General features: G+C 62.7%; 8 protein-coding genes. 7 read left to right on the forward strand and 1 reads right to left on the reverse strand.

Going from position 1 to position 23,794, the window contains the following annotated elements; genetic code table 11:
- Positions 1-16: 16 nt before the first annotated feature.
- Positions 17-409: a barstar family protein gene (locus tag MRBLST15_RS18805; RefSeq protein ID WP_367787326.1), complete on the reverse strand. Its 393-nt coding sequence runs from the start codon at positions 407-409 to the stop codon at positions 17-19.
- Between the two features lie 369 nt (positions 410-778).
- On the opposite strand from MRBLST15_RS18805, the gene MRBLST15_RS18810 reads away from it, so the two are divergent.
- The 7 genes from MRBLST15_RS18810 (at position 779) to MRBLST15_RS18845 (ending at position 23,687) form a co-directional block, all read left to right on the forward strand.
- Positions 779-2,455 carry a ShlB/FhaC/HecB family hemolysin secretion/activation protein gene (locus MRBLST15_RS18810; protein WP_367787328.1) on the forward strand — a complete coding sequence of 559 codons (1,677 nt, stop codon included), beginning with the start codon at positions 779-781 and terminating at the stop codon, positions 2,453-2,455.
- Between the two features lie 21 nt (positions 2,456-2,476).
- A complete protein-coding gene (locus MRBLST15_RS18815) occupies positions 2,477-14,860 on the forward strand; it encodes a hemagglutinin repeat-containing protein (RefSeq protein ID WP_367787330.1) in 12,384 nt (4,127 codons plus the stop codon).
- Positions 14,861-14,872: 12 nt separating this feature from the next.
- Positions 14,873-15,223 (forward strand): Imm8 family immunity protein, encoded by a 351-nt coding sequence (locus MRBLST15_RS18820; protein ID WP_367787332.1) that lies wholly within the window; start codon positions 14,873-14,875, stop codon positions 15,221-15,223.
- 743 nt (positions 15,224-15,966) lie between these two features.
- The gene (locus MRBLST15_RS21075; RefSeq protein ID WP_414716162.1) at positions 15,967-18,282 is read left to right on the forward strand and encodes a hemagglutinin repeat-containing protein; all 2,316 of its coding nucleotides are present in this window, start codon (positions 15,967-15,969) and stop codon (positions 18,280-18,282) included.
- A gap of 287 nt (positions 18,283-18,569) precedes the next feature.
- Complete coding sequence (locus MRBLST15_RS18835; RefSeq protein WP_367787334.1) at positions 18,570-20,450, forward strand: hemagglutinin repeat-containing protein; 1,881 nt, start codon at positions 18,570-18,572, stop codon at positions 20,448-20,450.
- Positions 20,347-20,994: a hypothetical protein gene (locus MRBLST15_RS18840; protein ID WP_367787336.1), complete on the forward strand. Its 648-nt coding sequence runs from the start codon at positions 20,347-20,349 to the stop codon at positions 20,992-20,994. Before MRBLST15_RS18835 ends, MRBLST15_RS18840 begins: the two co-directional genes overlap by 104 nt.
- A gap of 410 nt (positions 20,995-21,404) precedes the next feature.
- On the forward strand, positions 21,405-23,687 hold the full coding sequence (locus MRBLST15_RS18845; RefSeq protein ID WP_414716161.1) for a hemagglutinin repeat-containing protein: 2,283 nt from the start codon (positions 21,405-21,407) through the stop codon (positions 23,685-23,687).
- The last annotated feature ends 107 nt before the right edge of the window (positions 23,688-23,794 follow it).

The raw sequence follows: 23,794 nt of genomic DNA on the forward strand, positions 1-23,794 counted from the left end.
AACAGGCCTGACGGCGTCATTCTTGTAGCAGATTGATATTCGGGTGGCCGGCGAAGATCTCCATCACGATGTCGAAGTAGGTCTGCCCCTCGCCGCGTTGCAGGGCGTCCAGCTGGCGGCCGATGGTTTCGGCATTGAACGTACACGGTTGCCGCAGCTTGTCCTCGAGCCACGCACGTGTGGTCTCCAGTCCCAGTGCCTCGCGGCTGCGCTCGATGTCGCGCCAGACCACCGTGGCGGTTCCGTGCCCGGCCAGCGCGCCATGGCCGCCGTACAGCAGATCGTCCAGCGCATCGAGGCTGGGCCCGAGCTGCCAGTCTTCGCCGGCCATGAAAACGCGGTTGATCTCCGCATAGAGGCTGGGGATGTCAACGATGGCGGCGCCTTCGATCTGCAGGAATACGGTCATGCACCGACTGTAGCGTGGGCCGGCGGAAGACGTCGTGCTGAACGCTGTTGCTTTGCGACGTGGCGCGCGCCCACGCATACTCACAACGTCTGTCTGCGGTGTGCTTTCCCGTAGTCGTGGGCTTTTGAAAATTTCCCTATAGAAATCCTCCAGGCAGCCGATAGCCTATGCGCCACTTCGCGTCGGGCGCGGTGGCATGCCGTTGCATATCCCCGGCGAACCTCGATTCAAGCCATCGGGTTGGCTCTTCCCCCTTCCGGGAGCAGGGCCACCGACGCGTGGCATCAAAACCTGGAATTGATTGTGCGAGCAAGGAAGAAGTCTGCGCGCTGTGCGCGCCGCGGTGGTGGAGGGTTGGTGCTTCTGGGCATGGCTTTCAGTGTTGCTGCCCAGCAGGTGGGTGACCCGGGTGCACAGGAACTGTTGCGCCAGCAGGAGCGCGAACGCGCGCTGCGCGAGCAGCAGGAAAGCCGGCCCGATGTTCGCCTGGAGAGCAGCCCGGGGGAGCAGGGTGAGCGCCTGCCGGCACAGGAACAGCCCTGCGTGCGCATCGACCGCATCTTTCTGGAAGGCGAGGGCGCCAAAGGCTTCCAGTGGGCATTGGTCGCAGCCGATCCGCGCGAAGATCCCGCCAGCGGCCGTTGCCTGGGCACTGAAGGCATCAACGTAGTGATGAAGCGGGTGCAGAACGCGATCATCGCGCGTGGCTATGTCACCACCCGTGTGCTGTCGGCACCGCAGGATCTGAAGACCGGCACGCTGACGCTGTCGGTGTTACCGGGGCGATTCCGCGAGGCGGTGTTTTCCGAGGCGGATGCGCGGCACCCGGCCATCGCCAATGCGCTGCCGATCCGCAGCGGCAACCTGCTGAACCTGCGTGACATCGAGCAGGGCCTGGAAAACCTGCAGCGCGTGCCCACCGTCAGCGCCGACATCAAGATCGCACCCGCTGATGGCGAAGGTGCCGCACCCGGGCAGAGCGACCTGCAGATCGACTGGAAGCAGCGTTCGCCGGTGCGTGCCAGCGTCACCTTGGATGACACCGGCAGCCGGGGTACCGGCAAACTGCAGGCCAACGCCACGCTGTCGCTGGACAATCCGATGGGCCTGAACGAGCTGTTCTACGTCAGTGCCGGGCGCGGCGTGTTCAACGGCCAAGGCAAGGACACCAACAGCTGGACCGCGCACTACGACGTGCCCTACGGCTACTGGCTGTTCGGCGCCACGGCCAGTGCCTACGACTACCGCCAGACCGTGGTCGGGGCCTACGAAAGCTATGACTACAGCGGCCGTAGCGGTAACGCCGAGGCACGGGTGGATCGCCTGCTGCTGCGCAACGCCAAGACCAAGCTGGGCATCTACGGCCGCGGCTGGCAGCGCACGTCGAAGAACTACATCGACGATACCGAGATCGAAGTGCAGCGCCGCCGTACCTCCGGCTGGGAACTGGGTCTGACCCACAAGCAGTTCATCGGCGCGGCCACGCTCGATGCGACGCTGGCCTACCGCCGCGGAACCGGCGCCTTCCAGGCACTGCGTTCGCCGGAAGAAATGGCGCAGGCGTGGGATCCGACCCTGCCGTTGGAAGGCACCTCGCGCATGAAGGTGATCACCGCCGACGCACAGTTCAGCGTGCCGTTCCAGCTGGGCAAGCAGCGCCTGCGCTACACCGGTGCCTGGCGCGCGCAGTGGAACCGCACGCCGTTGTCGCCACAGGATCGCTTTGCGATTGGTGGTCGCTACACGGTACGCGGCTTCGACGGCGAAAGCTCGCTCAGTGGTGAGCGCGGCTGGTCGCTGCGCAACGATCTGTCACTGGGCATTGGCGGCGGCCAGGAGTTCTACGTCGCCGCCGACTACGGCCGCATTGGCGGGCCATCGGCGCAATGGCAATCCGGCCGCGATCTGGCCGGCATGGCGTTGGGCCTGCGCGGCGGCTGGCAGCAGCTTTCCTGGGATGGCTTCGTGGGCTCGGCCCTGCACAAACCGGCCAACTTCCCGACCGACTACACCACCTTCGGCTTCAGCCTGGCGTGGCGCTACTGATCTGACACAAGGATTCGTGAAATGAACAGCATCTATCGCCTGGTTTTCAACCGCGCGCTGCGCGTGTGGCAGGTCGCTTCGGAACTGGTGAAGGGCGGCGGCGGCCTGGTCGGCCAGGTCGCTGGCCGGCAGAGCGCCGCATTGTCGCCCCTGGGCTTCGCGCTGATGTGTTCGCTGGGCTGGGTCAGCCTGCTGCCCTTGGCGCAGGCGCAGTCGGGTGGCCACATCGTGTCCGATCCCAATGCGCCCGGCCGTGAGCGCCCCACCGTGGTGACCGCGCCGAACGGTGTGCCGATGGTCAACATCACCACGCCGTCGGCCGGTGGCGTCTCACGCAACCGCTATTCGCAGTTCGATGTCGGCCGCGAGGGCGTGATCCTCAACAACGCGCGTGGGCAGGTGCAGACGCAGTTGGGCGGTTGGGTGCAGGGCAATCCATGGCTGGCCACCGGCAGCGCACGGGTCATCCTCAATGAGGTCAATGGCCCGGCCAGCCGACTCAATGGCTACGTGGAAGTGGCAGGACAGCGCGCCGAAGTGATCATCGCCAATCCGGCCGGCATCCAGGTCAACGGCGGCGGTTTCCTCAATGCCAGCCGCGTCACGCTCACCACCGGCACGCCGGTGTTCAGCGGCAGCGGTTCGCTGGAAGGCTACCGGGTCAGTGGTGGGGCGATCGAGGTCAACGGTGATGGTCTGGATACCAGCCGCGCCGACTACACCGACCTGATCACCCGATCGCTGAAGGTCAACGCCGGCATCTGGGCCAACCAGTTGCAGGCGACGCTCGGCAACAACGTGGTCAGCGTCGATCACAACCAGGTGACCGCTAAGGCGGCCAGCAGCGAGGCACCGACTTTCGCGCTGGACGTGGGTGCGCTGGGCGGCATGTTCGCCAACAAGATCTGGCTGGTGGGCAACGAACACGGCGTGGGCGTGCGCAATGCCGGCAGCATCGGTGCGCAGGCCGGCGAGCTCGTGGTCACGGTGGATGGCCGGCTGGAGAATACCGGCGCGCTGCAGTCGCTGCAGAACGTGCGCGTGCAGGCGAGCGGTGACCTGGTCAACAGCGGCACGATAGCCGCTACGCGCGAGGCTGCAATCACTTCCGGCGGCACGCTGGACAACAGTGGCGGCAAGCTCAATGCACAGCGCCTGCAGCTGCAGGCGCAGGGGCTACGCAACCGTGGCGGTGCCATCGAGCAGACCGGCGTGCAGGCATTCAGCGCCAACGCGGGCAGCGTGAGCAATCGCAGCGACGGCCTGATCGGTGCGCTGGATGCGGTGGCGTCGGGCGGTACCGGCGGTACCCCCGGCAGCGGCACCTCTCCGGGAAGCGGCGGAACGCCAGGTACTGGAACGCCCGGAACCGGTACGCCCGGTACAGGTACCCCCGGTACCGGCACGGGGAGCGGTACGCCGGTGACGCCGGTGGTTCCGTTGGCCACGGGTGTGCTGGACATCGCCGGCCTTCTCGACAACGACGGCGGCAGCATCAGCAGCGGCGGTCGTGTTTCGCTGGTTGCCGGCAATGGTCTGGACAACAGCGGAGGTCGCCTTGGCGTGGCCTCGCTGCAGGCCAGGGGCGATCTGAACAACGACGGCGGCACCGTGCAGGTGCACGGCGACGCTGCGCTGCAGCTGGGTGCGCTGTCCAACCAGAAGGGCGCGCTGAGTGTGGCCGGTGCGCTGCAGCTGGAGGCACAGTCGCTGGACAACCGGGCAGGCGAGCTGCGCCATGCCGGCAGTGCAGCATCGGCCTGGACGGTGCACGGTACGTTCAACAACGATGGTGGCCTGCTGGCCACCAATGCCGAGCGTCTGACCCTGGGCGCAGGCCGGGTATCCAATGCAGGCGGTCGCATCGAGCATGCCGGTGACGGCGGGCTGCTGTTGACCAGCGGCGACTGGACCGGTTTCGGTGGTCGCCTGAGCACGCTCGGTCGCCTGGACTGGACGGTGGGCAGCGCGGACGTGCGCAATGGCACGCTCACTGCAGGGCAGTTCCAGATCGTCGCCGGCACGCTGGACAACCGCGGTGGCAACCTGCTGTCGCTGGGCAGCCAGGGCAGCACGCTGCGCGCCGATACGCTGGACAACAGTGCCGGCGGCACCGTGGCCGGCAATGGCGATCTGAACCTGACAGCGACCACGCTGAACAACACCAGGGGCCTGCTGCAGCAGGCAGGCAATGGCTCTCTGCGCGTGCACGCCGATACCCTGCATGGCAGCGAAGGCCGCCTGCTCAGCAACGGCGACCTGACGCTGACCGGTGGGCAGCTGGATGTGAGTGGCGGCACCACCTCTGCCCAGAGCATGCAGATCAACGCCGATGGCCTGCGCAATGCCGGTGGCCAGATTGTCTCGCTCGGGAATTCCGAGCTGGCGCTGGAGGTACGTGGGACCTTCGACAACCAGGGCGGGCAGGTGCTCGGCAATGCGGGCCTGCGCATCGACGCCGGCCGCATCGACAACCAGAAGGGCACGCTGCAGTCGGCCGGTACCCAGGGTGCGACGCTGAGCGTGCGCGACGATCTGGACAACAGCGCCGGTACGATCTCCGGTAACGGCCAGATGCAGCTTCAGGTCGGCAGTCTGGTCAACCAGGGCGGCAAGGTACTGGCTGCGGGTAGCGGCCTGTTGCAGGTGCAGGCCCGCAAACTGCTGGACAACCGCAACGGCGGCCGTCTGGCGGGCACGGGCGATGTGATGCTGCAGGCGGCGCGGCTGGACAACCGTAGCGGTGCAATCGAACACGCGGGCAGCGGCACGCTGCAGATCCGTGCCGATGCGCTGCAGGGCGCGGCGGGCCGGATTCTCAGCCAGTCGTCGCTGACGCTTGAGGGTGGGGAGCTGGTGCTGGGTGCCGGCAGCACCACCCAGGCCGAGCGCATTGCGATCAATGCCGAACGCCTGGACAACGCCGGCGGCAACCTCAGTGCCACCGGCAGCGATACGCTGCAGGTGCGCGTGGCGCAGACCATGGACAACAGCGGCGGCACGATCGCCGGCAACGGCGCGCTGGACGTGCAGGCCGGTGAACTGCTCAACCGCAAGGGCACGCTCAGTGCCGCCGGTACCGCCGACAGCACGCTGCTGGTGAACGGTACGCTGGACAACCATGAAGGCACCATCGCCAGCAATGCCAATCGGCTGGCCATCAGCGCCGCGCAGTTGGACAACACTGCCGGTGCCATCCGCCAGGCCGGCAACCAGGGCCTGGACATCACCACGACCCGCCTGGATGGCAGCAAGGGCACGCTGGTGTCCGCGGCCACGCTGACCCTGCGTGCGGACGAGGTGGACCATCGCGAGGCAACGCTGGGCGCTGATCGCTTCGACATCGAGGCCGGAACGCTGGACAACGCCGGTGGCCGCATCATTGCCAGTGGCGAGGGCGCCAGCCGCATCAGTGCCACCTCACTGGGCAGTGCCGGCGGTACGCTGGCCAGCAATGGTGACCTCACGCTGCAGGCGCAGACGCTGGACAACAGCGCAGGCAAGATCCAGCACGCCGGCAGCGGCCAGTTGCAGGTGCTCGCGCAGACCCTGCTGGGGTCGGGCGGCAGCGTGCTCAGCAATGGTACGTTCCTGCTGGAGGGCAAGACCCTCGATCTGTCGAAGGCGACCACCTCTGCGCGCCGCATCGATATCGCTGCCGATAGCCTGACCACGGCCGGCGGTGCGCTCACTGCCACTGGCGAAGAGGCGCTGCGCCTGCGCGTGCAGGGGCTCCTGGACAATCGCGGCGGCTCGCTGGCCGGCAACGGTGTGCTCGACGTTGCCGCACAGCAGCTGATCAATGCGCAGGGCACCCTGCAGGGTGCCGGCAGCGGCCGTTCCACCCTGGCCATCGGCCAGGCACTGGATAACCAGACCGGGCGCATCCTGTTGGCTGGCGCCGGCACGATCAATGCGGCCAGCGTCGACAACCGCGGCGGTACCGTCCACGCCGGTGGCAGCGATCTGGTACTGGGCATCGACGGTCGCCTCGACAACGGCAGCCAGGGGTTGCTGTCCAGCGCCGGTGCGATGACGCTGGACGCGGCCAGCCTCGACAACCGGCATGGCACGGTGGTGGCAGGCAAGGACCTGTTGCTGACCACGGTCGCAGGCGTCGACAACAGCGATGGCGCGATGCAGGCCGGCGAGCTGCTGCAGCTGCAGGCCAACGGCCTCGACAACCAGCGCGGCACGCTGCTGGGCGGCCAGCTGACCGTCGATACCCGCGGCCAGCGACTGGACAACCGCGGCGGCACGCTGGGTACGCAGAAGGGTGCGCTGAGCGTGCACAGCGGCGCCCTGGACAACCAGGGCGGCCGGGTGCAGTCGGCCGCCGACCTGCGCATCGATACCGCAGGGCAGGCCATCGACAACCGCGGCACCACCAGCAGTGGTGGCCTGCTGGCGGCGGGCACGCTGCAGGTGGATGGGGGGGCGCTGGACAACCGCGGTGGCACGCTGAACGCACAGGGCGATGCGCGCCTGCTGCTGGCCAGTGTCGACAACAGCGCCGGCGGTACGCTTGCCAGCGCGGCGGGCCTGTCGCTGCAGGCGATGACGCTGGCCAACGGCGCCGGGCGCGTGCAGGCCGGGCGCACTCTCGACCTGACCCTGAGCGGGCACCTGGACAACACGGCCGGCGCGATTGCCGCTGGCCAGCTGCTGACCCTCACCGCAGCCAGCGTCGACAACCGCAATACCCGCGGCGGCGATGGCACCCGTGGCCTGCAGGCGGGCCAGCTGCAGTTCGGAACGCAGTGGCTGGACAACAGCCAGGGACAGATCGTCACCGATGGCGGCGCGCGGTTGCAGGTCAACGGCCAGCTGCAGAACAACGGGGGTGTCATCACCACCGGCGGCAACCTCGACAGCAGTGCCGACAGTGTTGCCAACAGTGGCGGCCTGCTGCGGGCCGATGGCAGCCAGACCCTGGTGGCGCGTGCACTGAGCGAGGACGGTCAGGTGCATGCCCAGCGCGACCTGAGCCTGACCCTGCAGCAGGGCCTGAGCAACCGCGGCGAATGGGTGGCCAACGGCACGCTGGCCCTGCATCTGTCCGGCGACCTGGACAACCAGGGCGTGCTGCGCGGCGGCAACCTCGATCTCAACGCGCAGAACATCACCAACGCTGCCAACGGCGAGATATCCAGCGAAGGCGTTACCCATCTCAATGCCCGCGGCCAGCTGACCAACCGCGGCCTGATCGACGGCAAGGTGACCCACCTTGAAGCCGACGTGCTGGACAACCTCGGCACCGGCCGCATCTATGGCGACCACATGGCGATCTCCGCCGGCGTGCTGAAGAACCATGCCGAGGATGCCAACGGTGCCACCCGCGTCGGCACCGTGGCCGCGCGCGAGCGCCTGGACCTGGGCGTGCGCGAGCTGCAGAACACCGGCAAGGGCCTGATCTACAGCGGCGGCGATGCGGCCATCGGCGGATCGCTGGGGGCTGACCGCATTGCTGCGGGCACGGCCGGCAGGATCGACAACATCGGTTCGATCATCGATGTGGCCGGCAACCTGGCGATCGATGCGGGTGCGATCAACAACATCCGTGAGAATGTGTCGGTCGTTTCGACAAAGACGATCGACACCACCGCGAGCATGACTGTTGCGTCGTGGCAGAAGAACAGCAAGAACACGGCGGGAACGGTCAGCGACACCAGCAACTACAAAGCATGGGAGTTCTACTACATCGCGCCGGAAGACGTGCTGCAGGACGAGCCCTTCATTGCTGCCGACGGCACCCGGCTGGGCAAGGCGGTGATCCGCCTGACTGCGAACACCTCGCGCTTCTTCTTCGGCTCCGGCGGCCTGGGCTATGACGTGCGTGGCGAGCGCTGGCGCATGGACCCGGTGAACGGGACGGTCACGATCTACTACGTCAGCAAGGGTACTGCCGCCAATCCGGACCAGGTGGCAGGTGGCGACCCCTTCGATGTGCTCAAATCCAAGGAGAAGTTCACCTACCAGACCGACCGTCTGACCTTCTCCAATGCGTATGGAACGTGCAGCACCAGCTGCATCCAGTTCATCACCCCCGCCGGTTTCAACAATCCGGACGCGACGATCTTCGGGCGACGCCAGCACACCCAGGAAACCAGCCTCAACGAGCAGAACCGCCTGGCGCACCACGTCGCCTACGAGGACCAGCTGCAGCCTGGCGTCGGCGCCGATGCGGTCATTCGATCGGGTGGCAACATGCGCCTTTCGGTAGATGAGCTGAACAACCTCTACGCGCAGATCGCTGCCGGCGGCAACATGCAGATCGTTGGCCACGGTACGGACAGCCGTGTGCGTAATGAGGGCGTGGAGCTGTTTCGAACGCATACGTTCAACAACACATCGATTGCCTACAACGGCACCCGCACGCAGTGGGAAGCAGCACCCATCTCCGAGAAGATCGGCCAACTGGGCGGGCAGATCACTGCCAACGGCACGCTCACCATCGACGTGGGCGACCTGAGTAACCTCAACCAGGGGCGCAACGCGCCCAACGTGCAGGATGGCGCGGCAATGGCCAACCTCAACGTGCAGGGGCCGAAAACGCTGCCGGACGGCCCTGGCCACGGTGGCGCACAGGGGCCGGGCCATGCCGGTGGAACAGGTGCGGAACGCGCGCTGGCGCAGGCGGCCGATGCGGCTGGCACGCAGCAGGGCGGCACGGTGGGCGGCATCGCCGGCAACGGCGCCGCATCCGGGTCGCGCGTGGTTGCGGCCGCCGGCGACTCGCCGGACCGCATCGCGATGGGCGCGCCGGATACCCGTGCACCCACGGCCAGCCTGTTCAACGTCAACCGCAACGGCGGCAACTATCTGGTTGAAACCGATCCGCGCTTCACCGACCACAAGACATGGCTGAGCTCGGACCACCTGCTGGGACAGATGGGCTACTCGCCCGATACCGTGCAGAAGCGGCTGGGTGACGGTTACTACGAACAGAAGCTGGTGCGCGAGCAGATCGGCGAGCTGACCGGCCGCCGCTTCCTTGACGGCTATGCCAACGATGAGGCGCAGTACCGCGCGCTGCTTGAAGCCGGCGCTACCGTGGCCAGCGAATGGGGCCTGCGCCCCGGCGTGGCGCTGACCGAAGCACAGATGGCGCAGCTGACCAGCGACATTGTCTGGCTGGTGGAACAGACCGTGACCTTGGCCGACGGCAGCACCACCACCGCACTGGTGCCGCAGGTGTACCTGCGCCTGCGCCCGGGTGACCTGGACGGGCAGGGGGCGCTGCTGGCCGGCGCCAATGTCGATATCAAACTGGCCAATGGCCTGGTCAACACCGGTGACATCGCTGGCCGCAAGCTGGTGACCATCGACGCCGGCAACATCGAACACCTGGGCGGCAGCATCTCCGGCCAGTACGTCGGGCTGTCATCGGACAAGGACATTCGAATTGCCGGTGCGACCGTTAGCGCAACCGATGCGCTGTCGGTGCAGGCGGTGGGCAATGTGACGGTGGCATCCACGGTGGAAACGCAGCGGGGTGGTGGCACCTACCAGTACGAGACCAACCGCATCGACCGGGTCGCCGGCTTGTATGTGACCAACCCCAGCGGTGATGGCATGTTGTCGGTGGTGGCCGGCGGTGACATCAGCCTGCAGGCCGCTCAGATCCGCAACGCCGGTACCGATGGTCTCACCCAGTTGGCGGCAGGTGGGAATCTGGATGTCGGCGCGATTGCGCTGGACGAGCGCCGCGACGCCACCTTCGACGACCGCAACCACCAGCGCAGCAGCAAGACAACGCACGCTGCCACGTCGGTGCAGGGCGGCGGCGATGTGGTGCTGGCTGCCGGCAAGGACATCAACCTCGCTGCAGCGCAGATCAAGGCCGGTGGTGGCCTGGCATTGCAGGCCGGTGGTGACATCAACAGCCAGGCACTGGTGGACAGTGAGAGCCGCGACTTCGCCAATGCCGGCAAGCGCAGCTCGCTGCAGGTCAGCCAGAGTGACGAGACGGTGCGCGGGAGCACGCTGCAGGCAGGTGACAATCTGCTGCTGAGCGCAGGGCGCGACGTGAACCTCACGGCCGCACTGGTCGACAGCAGCGATGGCGCAGTCAGCGTAGCCGCCGGCCGCGACGTCAACCTGCTCTCGGCCAACGAGACGCACGACTACAGCCTGGACAGCTACGAGAAGAAAAAGAAGACGCTCTCCAGCACTACTACCACGCGCAGTGTCGACAACAGCGACAGCTATGCCATCGGTACGGCGATTCAGGGCGAGAGCATCAACATCACTGCCGGTCGCGATCTGACCGCAGTCGGTGCGGTGGTCGATGCCACCGGTAACGTGATTCTGGGGGCGGGCAACAACGTACTGATCACCGCTGCAGAGGACCATCACAGCAGTGAGTCCAGCGAGAGCAAGAAGAAATCCGGCATTACCGGAGGCTTTGGCAGCGGCGTGGCATCGGTGGGCTACAGCAGCGCGAAGAACAGCAGCACCAGCGCCGAGCAGTCCACCACCCAGGTCGGGTCGGCCATCGCCTCGCGCGAAGGTAATGTGCTGATCAATGCTGGCAACCAGCTGACGATTGCGGCCTCGGACGTCGCCGCTGGCGAGAACCTGACGCTGGTGGGCAAGGACATCGCCCTGCTGGCGCGGCAGGACACCACGGACAGTGAATCCAGCCAAGCGAGCAAGTCCAGCGGATTCTCGGTGGGCGTGACCTACGACCCGACCAAGGCCTACCGCAGCGCCCGTGATTCGACCACCGAAGGTATGGCCGACAGCGGCTCGGCGATGGGACGGATCACCCGCACCGCTGAAGGCGCTGCGTCCGGCCTGCGTGCGGCCACCACCTCGACCGTGGTGACCGCCGGCAGCCAGCGCTCCAACAGCGAGCAGAGCCATTCGACCAGTGACGCTCGTGTCAGCCAGTTGGCTGCAGGAGGCGATCTCACGCTGATTGCCAACGGTGGCTCGATCCTCAGCCAGGGCACGCAGATGTCGGCCGAGGGTAACGCCGTGCTGCTGGCCACCAAGGACATCGTGTTCGACGTGGCCCACAACACCGAGCGCAGCGACAGCAGCAGCCGCGGCAAGGGTTGGGGCCTTGCCAACAACACGAGTGGGCTGCCGTTTGGTACCAACAACTCGCAGAGCCAGGGCAGCGGCAGCAGCGACACCATCACCGGCACCCAGCTGTCGGTGGGCGGTGGCGTGCGCATGGCCACCACCGAGGGCAACATCAGCCTGACCGCGGCCAACATCGCCGCCGAGAAGGACGTAAACATTCGCGCGGCTGGCGATCTGCTGGTGCGCAGCGGGCAGGACACGGTCAGCAACGCCAATACGTCGGACAGCAAGGCGATCGGTTCGGTACAGATTTCCGATACCGAAAAGTTCTCCGGCTGGCACCGGGAGCAGCATCAGGACGACAGCGCGCAGGTGTCACAGGTGGCCAGCAGCATCGGCAGCCTGGGCGGCAGCGTGAACCTGACGGCTGGTGGCAAGTACACGCAGACGGCCAGCAACGTGGTGGCCGCCAAGGACGTGAACATCACTGCCGCCGAGATCGAGCTGCTGACCGCCGACGAAAGCGGTCATTACTCGCAGAGCGACAAGGACCTGAAGATCGGCGTGTTCGCGCGGGTGAAGTCGCCGCTGATCGACCTGATCAACAACGTGGACGCAGCCCGCCAGTCCGATGATCGTCTGCAGAAGATGCAGGGCATGGCCGCCGGCGCCAACGCCTATCAAGCGGCCAGTGCGATCTCGGCGCTGTCCGGCCGTGCCGGCAGCGGCGACCTGTTCAGTGCTGAGGCCGGCATCGGCTTCAAGACCGCCAACAGCAGTGCAGACGGCAGCAGTACGGTTTCGCGCGGCTCGACGATCCAGGGTGGCGGCAACGTCAACCTGACCAGCACGACGGGCGACATCCACGTAGTGCAGGGCAACCTGAGCGCAGGCAACACCCTCAGCCTGGATTCTGCCGGCGACATCCTGCTGGAAGCGGGCAAGGCGCACGTGGCAGACCGCAGCAAGAGCAGCAATGCCGGCGCCGAAGTGGGCGTTGGCGTGGTGGTGGGCGCGCAGACGGGCGTGTATGTGTATGCCGAAGCCAGCGTGGGCAGCAGCAAAGCGAACTCGGACAGCAGCACCTGGCAGAACACCACGCTGACCGGCCAGAACATCTCGCTGAAGGCCGAGGGTGACACCACCTTGCGCGGCGCGACCGCCACGGCCGACCGCATCGACGTCAAGACCGGCGGCACGCTGACCATCGAATCGCTGCAGGACATTGCCGAGAGCATGTCCAAGAACAGCCAGGTGGGTGGGCGCGTGCAGGTGGCCTTCGGTAATGCGTGGAATGCCGATGGCTACGCCAGCGCAGGCAAGGCCGAGGGCAGCTACCAGGGCGTGGGCCAGCAGAGTGGCTTGTTTGCGGGCAACGGTGGCTATCACGTGGATGCGGGACACGTGAACCTCATTGGCGGCGCGATTGCCAGCACCAACGCGGCCAACAGTGAACTGACCGCACAGACGCTCACCTTCAGCGACCTGCAGAACCAGATGGACTACTCGGCCAGCTCCGGCAGCATCAGCGGTGGTGCGGGCGGCAAGATGAACGGTTGGGACGCGAAGGAAGGCACCACCGCTGCGCGCGGTGGCCCGGGCATGCCGATGTCGGAGAGCGGCAGCGACAGCAGCTCCACGCTTGCAACGTTGACTGAAGGCAACATCACCATCGGCGGCAAGCAGACCACGGCGGCGGAGCTGGGCATCAACACCGATGCCAGTGCCGCGCATCGTGCGCTGGAGGCGTTGCCGGATGCCAGCAAGTTGCTGGCCGATCAGCAGGCGATGGCGGGAGCGATAGGGACGGTGGTTTCCACGAGCCAGCAGATTGCCAACGACATTGGCAGTGCTGGAGCGAAAAGGATCACTGACAAGTATCGGGAAGGGCTGAGCGTCGAAGAAAGGCGGGTATTTGATGACCTTCCTTCGGACGAGCAGTTCAATCGCCTGGTGGCGTTCGATCCCACCTATCCCGAAGCGCTGGTGACCCAGCAGAAGTGGGCCCCCGATGGCGTCTATGGCCGCGCGCTGGGTGCGGTCACCATCGCGTTGGTCGGTGGCGTGGCCGGGCAGGGCTTGGGCCAGCTGGGCTCCAATGCGTTGGCGCCGTATGCGGCGGAACTGATCGGCAAGACGTTCGATCCGAACAAGCAGAGCGCGGTCCCCAGTGAGGCCATGCAGATGCTGTCGCACGCACTGCTGGGAGCATTGTTGGCGGAGGCCAATGGTGGCTCGGCGGGGAGTGGGGCGCTTGCGGCCGGTGGTGGTGAGTTGGCGGCGAAGTTCCTGACGGACAAGCTATTCGGCGGGGATCCCTCGAAGCTGAGCCCACAGGAAAGGGAAACAGTTCTGGCGCTGTCGCAGGCAATGGGAGCTCTGGCGGGCGGGTTGTCGGGACAGGATCTGGCGGGCATCGCGTTGAATGCGGGGATTGCCAGGAATTCTGTTGAGAATAATTTCCTGACCGAGCCGCAGGCGCTGGTGCTTAAGGAGCAACTGGACGAGTGTGGCTCGGATCTGGCGTGCCAACAGATGGTGCGGAATGTGTCGAAGGAAGTGTCCCGGAGCATGGATTACGAGTTGCTCTCAGTCTGCACTGCTAACTCTGCAAGCCCAGCCTGCCAAGCCTTTGTGGGTGCTGCTGTCGCGTACAAGTACGGCACTTGGGCCGGCGATCTTGGGATCTACGATGATCTGAGCCGCAGCAGTGAGGCACTTAGCTCGTTCGCGCACTCCATGAACGGAACTGCTTACCGCCAGCTCATCTTTGAAAACGGCGGGCTAAAGCCTGTCTACATCATGCCTCAGGAGTACACGGTCGCTGCGCTTGCACAGTGGACTGGCAACTTTGACAAGACCGTCGATCAGTACGGAATCTTCTCCAAGGAAGCATCTGCCGAGCTAGGGTTGGGTCTTGCAAAGGTGCTGCTTCGAAAATATGGGGTTGTTAACATTGTTGGCGGAAATGGGGGGTTTGGTTCGGGCGCATCGACAAATTCCGCAGACTATCAACGACTCAAGGATGCGCTAACGGCTGAGAATCTCAGAGCTATTGGTGCCAAGGATCCCCGCCTCGGTGCTGCCGTCGGAGGCAGCGGGTCGAGTAACCCAAACTTCGGTATTGGTAGAGGTACTCATGCAGATGCGGAGCGAATGGGTATGATATGGGTTGGCGAGGGGGCAAGACGGATGAGCGACGGGATTGGTTGGATCAGTGCCGATGGAACCAGGGCATATCGGCCACCATCAGAAAAGGCTAGCAAGCTGGCGGGAACTGGAATGCAGGCGAACTTTGAGAGGTACGATATTAATGTAATTACAGGTGCTCGAACGAAGGTTAGCAACGGCCATTTGGATATTGATAGGTGATCGGGGTTGGGCATGAAGGCGATTTTGAAGGGTGTATCAAATGATCTCTTTGATTTGAGTGGGTGGGCGCCCGATGGCGTCGACTTTATGATTGATCTTAGAGTCTCTGTTGGTGCTGCTGGTATATCGGGCGCTGATGATTTTGAATTGAATGTATGCACGCCTGGCTGGCTGCGTGATAATTCGTTCGCGCCTCGCTGGGGGAGAGGGTTGTTGATTGTGAATGATTTTAATTATTCCGTTATTCAGGATATTATCGCCCTGTACATTGATGGGTGTGACGGCGATTCGTGGGATGAAATAGTTGCCAAACTATGTATGGTGATGAAATGGGAGTTCGACGACTACTCTATTGCCCAATAGTTCATCTTCGATAAGTAATGTCTAATATAAGAGTGGCTGATTTCGTGTGCTCGTTGAGATGCTTCGTCGGAGGATTAATGATGATGCGTTCGGGTGGAATGGCCTGATGGGGAATCTTGACAAGGTGGTTCGTGCGGAGGGTAATGTTGTCAGCTCTTACTCGAACGGATTTGGTAGATGCGAGGCCCGTGAGTCATCGCTTATTGGGCCCTTTGGGCATACTGTCATGATAAGGTAAAGTTTTTAAGATAATGGATGGCGGTGCTCGAAAATTCAGTGCCCTCATTCCTTCTCGACAAGTAAGGTGGGCGCTGATATATCCAGCGCGAGAAGAATTTCTTGAGAGGTTTGGGCTTGAGCCTTTTCAGGTGGACCCCGAAATTAGCCTGTTCGTCTATAGGGCGGGCTCGGAAGGACCGGTTGACGTTGAGTTCTCCTTTAGCTTGGTGAGGTCTTTCCAGGTTTCAATGTTCATTGATGGGGTGGAGGTTTCTGTTATCTCATCGGAGGGTGTGGATTCAGTTTCGATGTTTGAATCAGATGGAAGGTCTGGTTTGCGTATTGAGTTCATTCCTGAACTGGGTCTGTCCAGGGTTGAATTGGTGCTTGAGCCAACAATACATCTCGTCTGGTCTACGCTTGTTTAGGAGGGATGTTCGGCAGAGGCAGGCCGGGGCAGGTGTGCGTGACAGCGTGGGCAGCGCAAGGCGAACTCGGACAGCAACACCTGGCAGAACACCACGCTGACCGGCCAAAACATTTCGCTGAAGGCCGAGGGTGATACCACCTTGCGTGGCGCGACCGCCACGGCCGACCGCATCGACGTCAAGACCGGCGGCACGCTGACCATCGAATCGCTGCAGGACATTGCCGAGAGCATGTCCAAGAACAGCCAGGTGGGTGGGCGCGTGCAGGTGGCCTTCGGTAATGCGTGGAATGCCGATGGCTACGCCAGCGCAGGCAAGGCAGAGGGCAGCTACCAGGGCGTGGGCCAGCAGAGTGGCTTGTTTGCCGGCAACGGTGGCTATCACGTGGATGCTGGACACGTGAACCTGATTGGCGGCGCGATTTCCAGCACCAACTCGGCCAACAGTGAACTGACAGCACAGACGCTGACCTTCAGCGACCTGCAAAACCAGATGGACTACTCGGCCAGCTCCGGCAGCATCAGCGGTGGTGCCGGCGGCAAGATGAACGGTTGGGACGCGAAGGAAGGCACCACCGCTCCGCGCGGTGGCCCGGGCATGCCGATGTCCGAGAGCGGCAGCGACAGCAGCTCCACGCTTGCAACGTTGACTGAAGGCAACATCACCATCGGCGGCAAGCAGACCACGGCGGCGGAGCTGGGCATCAACACCGATGCCAGTGCCGCGCATCGTGCGCTGGAGGCGTTGCCTGATGCCAGCAAGTTGCTGGCCGATCAGCAGGCGATGGCGGGAGCGATAGGGACGGTGGTTTCCACGAGCCAGCAGATTGCCAACGACATTGGCAGTGGTGCGAACAGGATCACCGACAAGTATCGGGAAGGGATGAGCGTCGAAGAAAGGCGGATATTTGATGACCTTCCTTCGGACGAGCAGTTCAATCGCCTGAAAGTGTTCGATCCGTCATACCCCGAGGCATTGGTCACGCAGCAGAAGTGGGCTCCTGACGGCGTCTACGGCCGCGCGCTTGGCGCGGTAACCACCGCTCTGGTGGGAGGCATGTCCGGGCAGGGGCTGGGCCAGCTCGGTTCCAACGCGCTGGCACCGTATGCGGCTGAACTGATCGGCAAGACGTTCGACCCGAACAAGCAGAGCGCTGTGCCCAGTGAGGCCATGCAGATGCTGTCGCACGCGCTGCTGGGCGCGTTGTTGGCTGAGGCCAATGGTGGCTCGGCGGGGAGTGGGGCGCTTGCGGCCGGTGCTGGTGAGTTGGCAGCGAAGTTCCTGGGCGACTACTACGCCAAACAGAATAAGGGGCAGTTGACGCCCGAGCAGGTGGCGCAGGTAGGTGCGCTCGGGCAGGCGGTTGGGGTTTTGGCTGGAAGCATCGCTGGTGATGAGCTCTTCGGTGTTGCTTTAGGGGCGAACCTTGCGAAGAACTCAGTCGACAATAACTATCTGGATGCCAAGCAGCTAACTGCATTGGCCGAGGAGCGAGAGGAGTGCAAAGGCAACGAAGCCTGCGAGAACTCGGCAAGTGAGCGCTGGGCCAAGGTGTCAAAATTGCAGGGCAAGGAGATGTGGGCGACATGTCAGCTAGCTGATGGCGCCTGTGATCTTCAGTTCGCTCAGGCATGGGCATATGGAAAGACTGATGTTGGCCACCTTGGCTTGGGTCTTGACCAAGCGACGAGCAAAGAACTTGTCATGAGGTTCCTTGAGACTGCCGCCGGAAAACCCTACAGGGGAGGAACAGGCTCATTCTTCCTGCAAATGGGGAAGGGGGCGGTGGATACCGCATCCGAACTCGTTACGGGAGGATTGGGCTATGCGCTCGCCCTAGGAGATCTCGCATTCGCTCCTCAATATCATCGTGATCCTGCTACGGGCGAGTTCAAGTACGAACGCATGATCGTGGGAACGCCATTCTTTGGCGACACATCTGGTAACCCAATCGAAGCCGGAGGTTACAAGATCGGAAATCTCGCAGGCGTCGACTTGGCCCTGTTTGGTGCGGCTTGGAAAAGCGGAAAGGTTGCAACCGCCAAACCGGGGGGCGCCGCCGCGGGTATTGGAAGCGCAGGAGATCCAGCAAAACTTCGTACGCAATTGATCGCGGAGGAAATTGCAGCCGGTCATGCGTTCGAGAAGCATGTCCTTGTTCAAGGAGAGTTTGCTGGGTTGGGGGTGCGAACACGAAAGCAATTTGCTGAGCACATTGAAAGCGTGGTTAGCAACCCATCTTCTATCAGATACTATGCGGATGGGCGGGTTGTCTATTTGCAAGAGAGCACAAAGACGGTGGTGTTCAGGAATCCGGCGGCGGAAGGTACCGCCTTCCGTCCAGCTGATTGGAATGACTACATATCTAAACTTCCCAAGCGGACTAATCCGCCGGGAACTGGAGGAAAGTGATGGATCTTAAAAAAATGGATGATGGTTGCTTTGGACTGAGTTTGACGGCGGATGAGCTGAACGTTCTTTTCGCATGTCTTCGTGAGTCGTTCGCAACATTGGGTAGAGAGTCTTATCAAACGAGGATTGGCGTAACGATGGACGTAGGAAGCGCACTTGGTGATGAACTGATGCATCTCATGGAGCGAGAGGGGATTGAACAGTAGCCTCGGTCTGCGTCCTCTCCGTTCTATAGGAGGGAGGTGGTTTTGGTGGTTAATCACATTTGCATATTTCTGTGCCGTCGAATGACCAGCACGACGGGCGACATCCACGTAGTGCAGGGCAACCTGAGCGCGGGCAACACGCTCAGCCTGGATTCGGCCGGCGACATCCTGCTGGAAGCGGGCAAGGCGCACGTGGCAGACCGCAGCAAAAGCAGCAATGCCGGCGCCGAAGTGGGCGTGGGCGTTGTGGTGGGTGCGCAGACAGGCGTGTATGTGTATGCCGAAGCCAGCGTGGGCAGCAGCAAGGCAAACTCGGACAGCAATACCTGGCAGAACACCACGCTGACCGGCCAGAACATCTCGTTGAAGGCCGAGGGTGACACCACCCTGCGCGGCGCGACCGCCACGGCCGATCGCATCGACGTCAAGACCGGCGGCACGCTGACCATCGAATCGCTGCAGGACATTGCCGAGAGCATGTCCAAGAACAGCCAGGTGGGCGGCCGCGTGCAGGTGGCCTTCGGTAATGCGTGGAATGCCGATGGCTACGCCAGCGCAGGCAAGGCCGAGGGCAGCTACCAGGGCGTGGGCCAGCAGAGTGGCTTGTTTGCCGGCAACGGTGGCTATCACGTGGATGCGGGACACGTGAACCTGATTGGCGGTGCGATTTCCAGCACCAACGCGGCCAACAGTGAGCTCACGGCGGAAACGTTCACCTTCAGCGACCTGCAGAACCAGATGGACTACTCGGCCAGCTCGGGCAGCATCAGTGGCGGTGCAGGCGGGCAGATGAAGGGTTGGGGCGCTAAGGAAGGCACTACCGCTCCGCGCGGTGGCCCGGGTACGCCCATGACGGAGAGCGGCAGCGATAGCAGTTCCACGCTTGCAACGCTGACTGAGGGCAACATCACCATCGGTGGCAAGCAGACCACGGCGGCGGAACTGGGTATCAACACCGATGCCAGTGCGGCGCATCGGGCGTTGGAGGCGTTGCCTGATGCCACCAAGCTGCTGGCGGACCAGCAGGCGATGGCGGGAGCGATAGGGACGGTGGTTTCGACGGGACAGCGAATCCGTGCCGACATGGACGCAGCCATCGACGTGATGAAACAGCAGAAGGAGGACGCGAAATCAATCTTGGCCAATCCCGAGCTCAGTTCGCGTCTGAGCGCCGAAGAGAAAGCAGTCTTGGTCATGACAGTCGTGCAGTCCGAGAACGAGATCCAGCGCCTGCAAAAGGCTGGCGTGCTGGTGAGTGCAATCAGCGGAGGCCTGGCCGGAACTACTGGTAGTGTTGGTAACATCGCTGCCGGAACACTTGCTCCCGTGCTGTCCTACCAGATTGGTCAGTACTTCAAAGAAAATGCCGTGCGTAACATGCAAGATGGCGGTAGTCGAGGTGAAGAAGGAGGCGCAACCCATCTGTTGGCGCACGCTTTGTTGGGTGCGGCGGTTGCTTCTGCTGGAGACAGGAACGCACTGATAGGTGCAATCGCGGCTGGGGGGGCAGAGGCCATTGCTCCTGCTGTTTCCAAACTGATGTATGGAAAGGACAGTAAGGATCTGACCGCCCCAGAGAAGGATGTCGTCAGCGCAATTGTGGGCGCAGGTGGAGCGATCATTGGTTCCTTCAAGGGGGGACTGGCAGGCAGTGCCACTGGTACTGATGCTGCGAAGAACGCATTGGAGAATAACTGGGAGGAGGTGGGCCACTACTCGACGATGGCGGTAGTCCTCTATCTTGGAGGCCTCAACGAGCAGGATGCGCGTGCGCTGGCACTGGCCGCATGGGGGCCAGACACAGATTCACGCAATGCCATTACGGATGAGAACGTTAGGGGGGGGGCTGAAGCCGGATATGCCGCAGCAGTACAATCACCTGCTCGATGGACTGAGCGATCCCGAGAAGGTAAAGTCAGCACAGTCCTATTGGACCGCCAAGGTTGGCGAGATCGTTGCTGATATCAAGAGGAATGAGAACAATCCGGAGGAGAAGAAGCGAATTCTCCAAGATCCTGAGACGCAGCGCGCATTGCATGCAATGGGGGATTCATTTGCACATGTCATGCCGGATAAATCGCACTTCAATCCGGTGTATGGCCATCTCATCGGCTCCCTCACTGGCAACGATCCGGACAACCCGAACACCCATCCCGAGGCCTATGTCAATTACAGTCTTGCCATCTACGAGGCTGCGACGGGATCCTACAAGTCAACCTCGCTGCGTGATTCTTCATACGTGCAAGATCTGGCGCGTAGGGTGACTCTGGAGCCAGAGCCGGAGCGGCAGAAGGCCATTCTAGATACAGCGGCGGCGTTCTTTACTACTTCCAGAAAATCGGGACTGGTGCATGCGCCGATTGGGGACTGTGGGCTGCTCTGCCAATGGATTCCCGCTACAAAAAGAATAAACTCCAGATTAGGGGACATATACAATGAGGGTCTGCCCCAAGGGCCATTTGCGCCTGTCATCGATTGGAGCAGGTTCAATCAGCTTGGTAGGTGATAGATATGAGTAGCGCAGGGAGGGGGGCGGGGCGGAGGGCAGTTTTTCTGGCGTGCTTCAGTGGATTGGGCTGGCTTCTCATGTTCGCCTATTGGGGGGCGATCACCTTCAACCGGAACACTCGAAACTCCCTTGGTCTTTATGATCTTCTCAGAGGGCCTGGCTGGGACGCCGTGTTCTGGGTCTGCTTTTGCGGTGCTCCCGTTTTGACCATTGCTCTGATCATCCGATTGGCGCAGCGGAACCGTTTCGCTTTTTTTGAGGTGCCACTCGCGATCGTGGTCTGCATTCTATTTTTGTACAACTTTTCTTTCTTTCGGAGTTAAGCAGCGCATCGGACGGTGCTACGGTGATGTGATCTCAGCCTGGATTCTGCCGGCGACATCCTGCTGGAAGCGGGCAAGGCGCACGTGGCAGACCGCAGCAAAAGCAGCAATGCCGGCGCCGAAGTGGGCGTTGGCGTTGTGGTGGGCGCGCAGACAGGCGTGTATGTGTATGCCGAAGCCAGCGTGGGCAGCAGCAAGGCAAACTCGGACAGCAATACCTGGCAGAACACCACGCTGACCGGCCAGAACATCTCGCTGAAGGCCGAGGGTGACACCACGTTGCGCGGCGCGACCGCCACGGCCGACCGCATCGACGTCAAGACCGGCGGCACGCTGACCATCGAATCGCTGCAGGACATGGCCGAGAGCATGTCCAAGAACAGCCAGGTGGGTGGGCGCGTGCAGGTGGCCTTCGGTAATGCGTGGAATGCCGATGGCTACGCCAGCGCAGGCAAGGCCGAGGGCAGCTACCAGGGCGTGGGCCAGCAGAGTGGGTTGTTTGCCGGCAACGGTGGCTATCACGTGGATGCGGGACACGTGAACCTGATTGGCGGCGCGATTTCCAGCACCAACGCGGCCAACAGTGAACTGACTGCACAGACGCTGACCTTCAGCGACCTGCAGAACCAGATGGACTACTCGGCCAGCTCCGGCAGCATCAGCGGTGGTGCGGGCGGCAAGATGAACGGTTGGGACGCGAAGGAAGGCACCACCGCTGCGCGCGGTGGCCCGGGCATGCCGATGTCGGAGAGCGGCAGCGACAGCAGCTCCACGCTTGCAACGCTGACCGAAGGCAACATCACCATCGGTGGCAAGCAGACCACGGCGGCGGAACTGGGTATCAACACCGATGCCAGTGCGGCGCATCGTGCGCTGGAGGCGTTGCCGGATGCCAGCAAGCTGCTGGCGGACCAGCAGGCGATGGCGGGTGCGATAGGGACGGTGGTTTCCACGAGCCAGCAGATCGCCAACGACATTGGCAGTGCTGGAGCGAACAGGATCACTGACAAGTATCGGGAAGGGCTGAGCGTTGAAGAAAGGCGGGTATTTGATGACCTTCCTTCGGAAGAGCAGTTCAATCGCCTGAAAGTGTTCGATCCGTCATACCCCGAGGCATTGGTCACGCAGCAGAAGTGGGCTCCTGACGGCGTCTACGGCCGCGCGCTTGGCGCGGTAACCACCGCTCTGGTGGGAGGCATGTCCGGGCAGGGGCTGGGCCAGCTCGGTTCCAACGCGCTGGCACCGTATGCGGCTGAACTGATCGGCAAGACGTTCGACCCGAACAAGCAGAGTGCCGTGCCCAGCGAGGCCATGCAGATGCTGTCGCACGCGCTGCTGGGCGCGTTGTTGGCTGAGGCCAATGGTGGCTCGGCGGGGAGTGGGGCGCTTGCGGCCGGTGGTGGTGAGTTGGCAGCGAAGTTCCTGGGCGACTACTACGCCAAACAGAATAAGGGGCAGTTGACGCCCGAGCAGGCGGAGCAAGTAAGGGTGCTCGGACAAGCGGTCGGCGCAATGGCGGGAGGACTTTCCGGTGCAGGAATTTCTGGCGCGACATTGGGCATGGGTATCGCGAAAAACTCCGTTGAGAACAACTACCTGAATCACGACGAGCGGATGGAGTACCTTCAGGCGACTGTTATCTGTTCTGATGCAGGTAAAGACTGCGATATCAAGGAGAACTTCGAGCGGCTCTCCGCTGAGCGCGATTACAAGCTGATGATGGCATGCCAAGTGCCAGGGTCTATCGCGTGCAGTGAGCAGCGATCACTTGCGAAGATTGCATTGGAATCGCATAACTCTCCTATATATAAGGGGGAGTATGACGCCTGGATGGCGGAAAACGCCGATAAGCTCATCGCTGCGAGCAAGAATGCCGGTTCTGGGGTCAACCTTGACACGTTGGCAATTCACTCTTCCACCGAAGATCTGCAAAGGAAGGTGTACTGTTCGCTGGTTGGTGAGTGTGGTTCGAACACTGTCGATCTATTGCGTGGCGCAGGCTACGGTGCGGAAGCCGACTGGCTGTTGTCGACGAATCGAGCGGTCGCTGGTGCTGCGTTCGTAAACGGGCTCTGGACCGGGGGGAAGGACCTTGTAGCTGGTGCGGCAAGCATGAACCAGATCAGTGTTCTGCTGGGCCTTTTCTCGGATTACAAGGAGATGGACAAGCTTGGCTTGCAAGCCTTCTCTGAAAAACGCAACAACGCGATAAGTCAGGCCATCAATGGGTACATGGAAAAGACGGCAGGCCTTGCGTACTACCTGACTGGTGGTAGGAACTCGTGGAATTTTGAAGACGTAGATCAAGCGGCTGACATTGGTGGAAAGCTCACGTTTGACATCGGAACGACGTCCCCCCGAGATTGAGTAGCGAAGCGGTTTGGAGTCCAATCCTCAATGAGAAGGAGATTGGACGTGAAGAAGCGCTTTTCCGAAGAGCAGATCATCGGCTTCCTACGCGAAGCTGAGGCCGG

The sequence above is a fragment of the Stenotrophomonas sp. LST15-1-1.1 genome (genome assembly GCF_040815575.1).
Taxonomy (GTDB): Bacteria; Pseudomonadota; Gammaproteobacteria; order Xanthomonadales; family Xanthomonadaceae; genus Stenotrophomonas; species Stenotrophomonas lactitubi_B.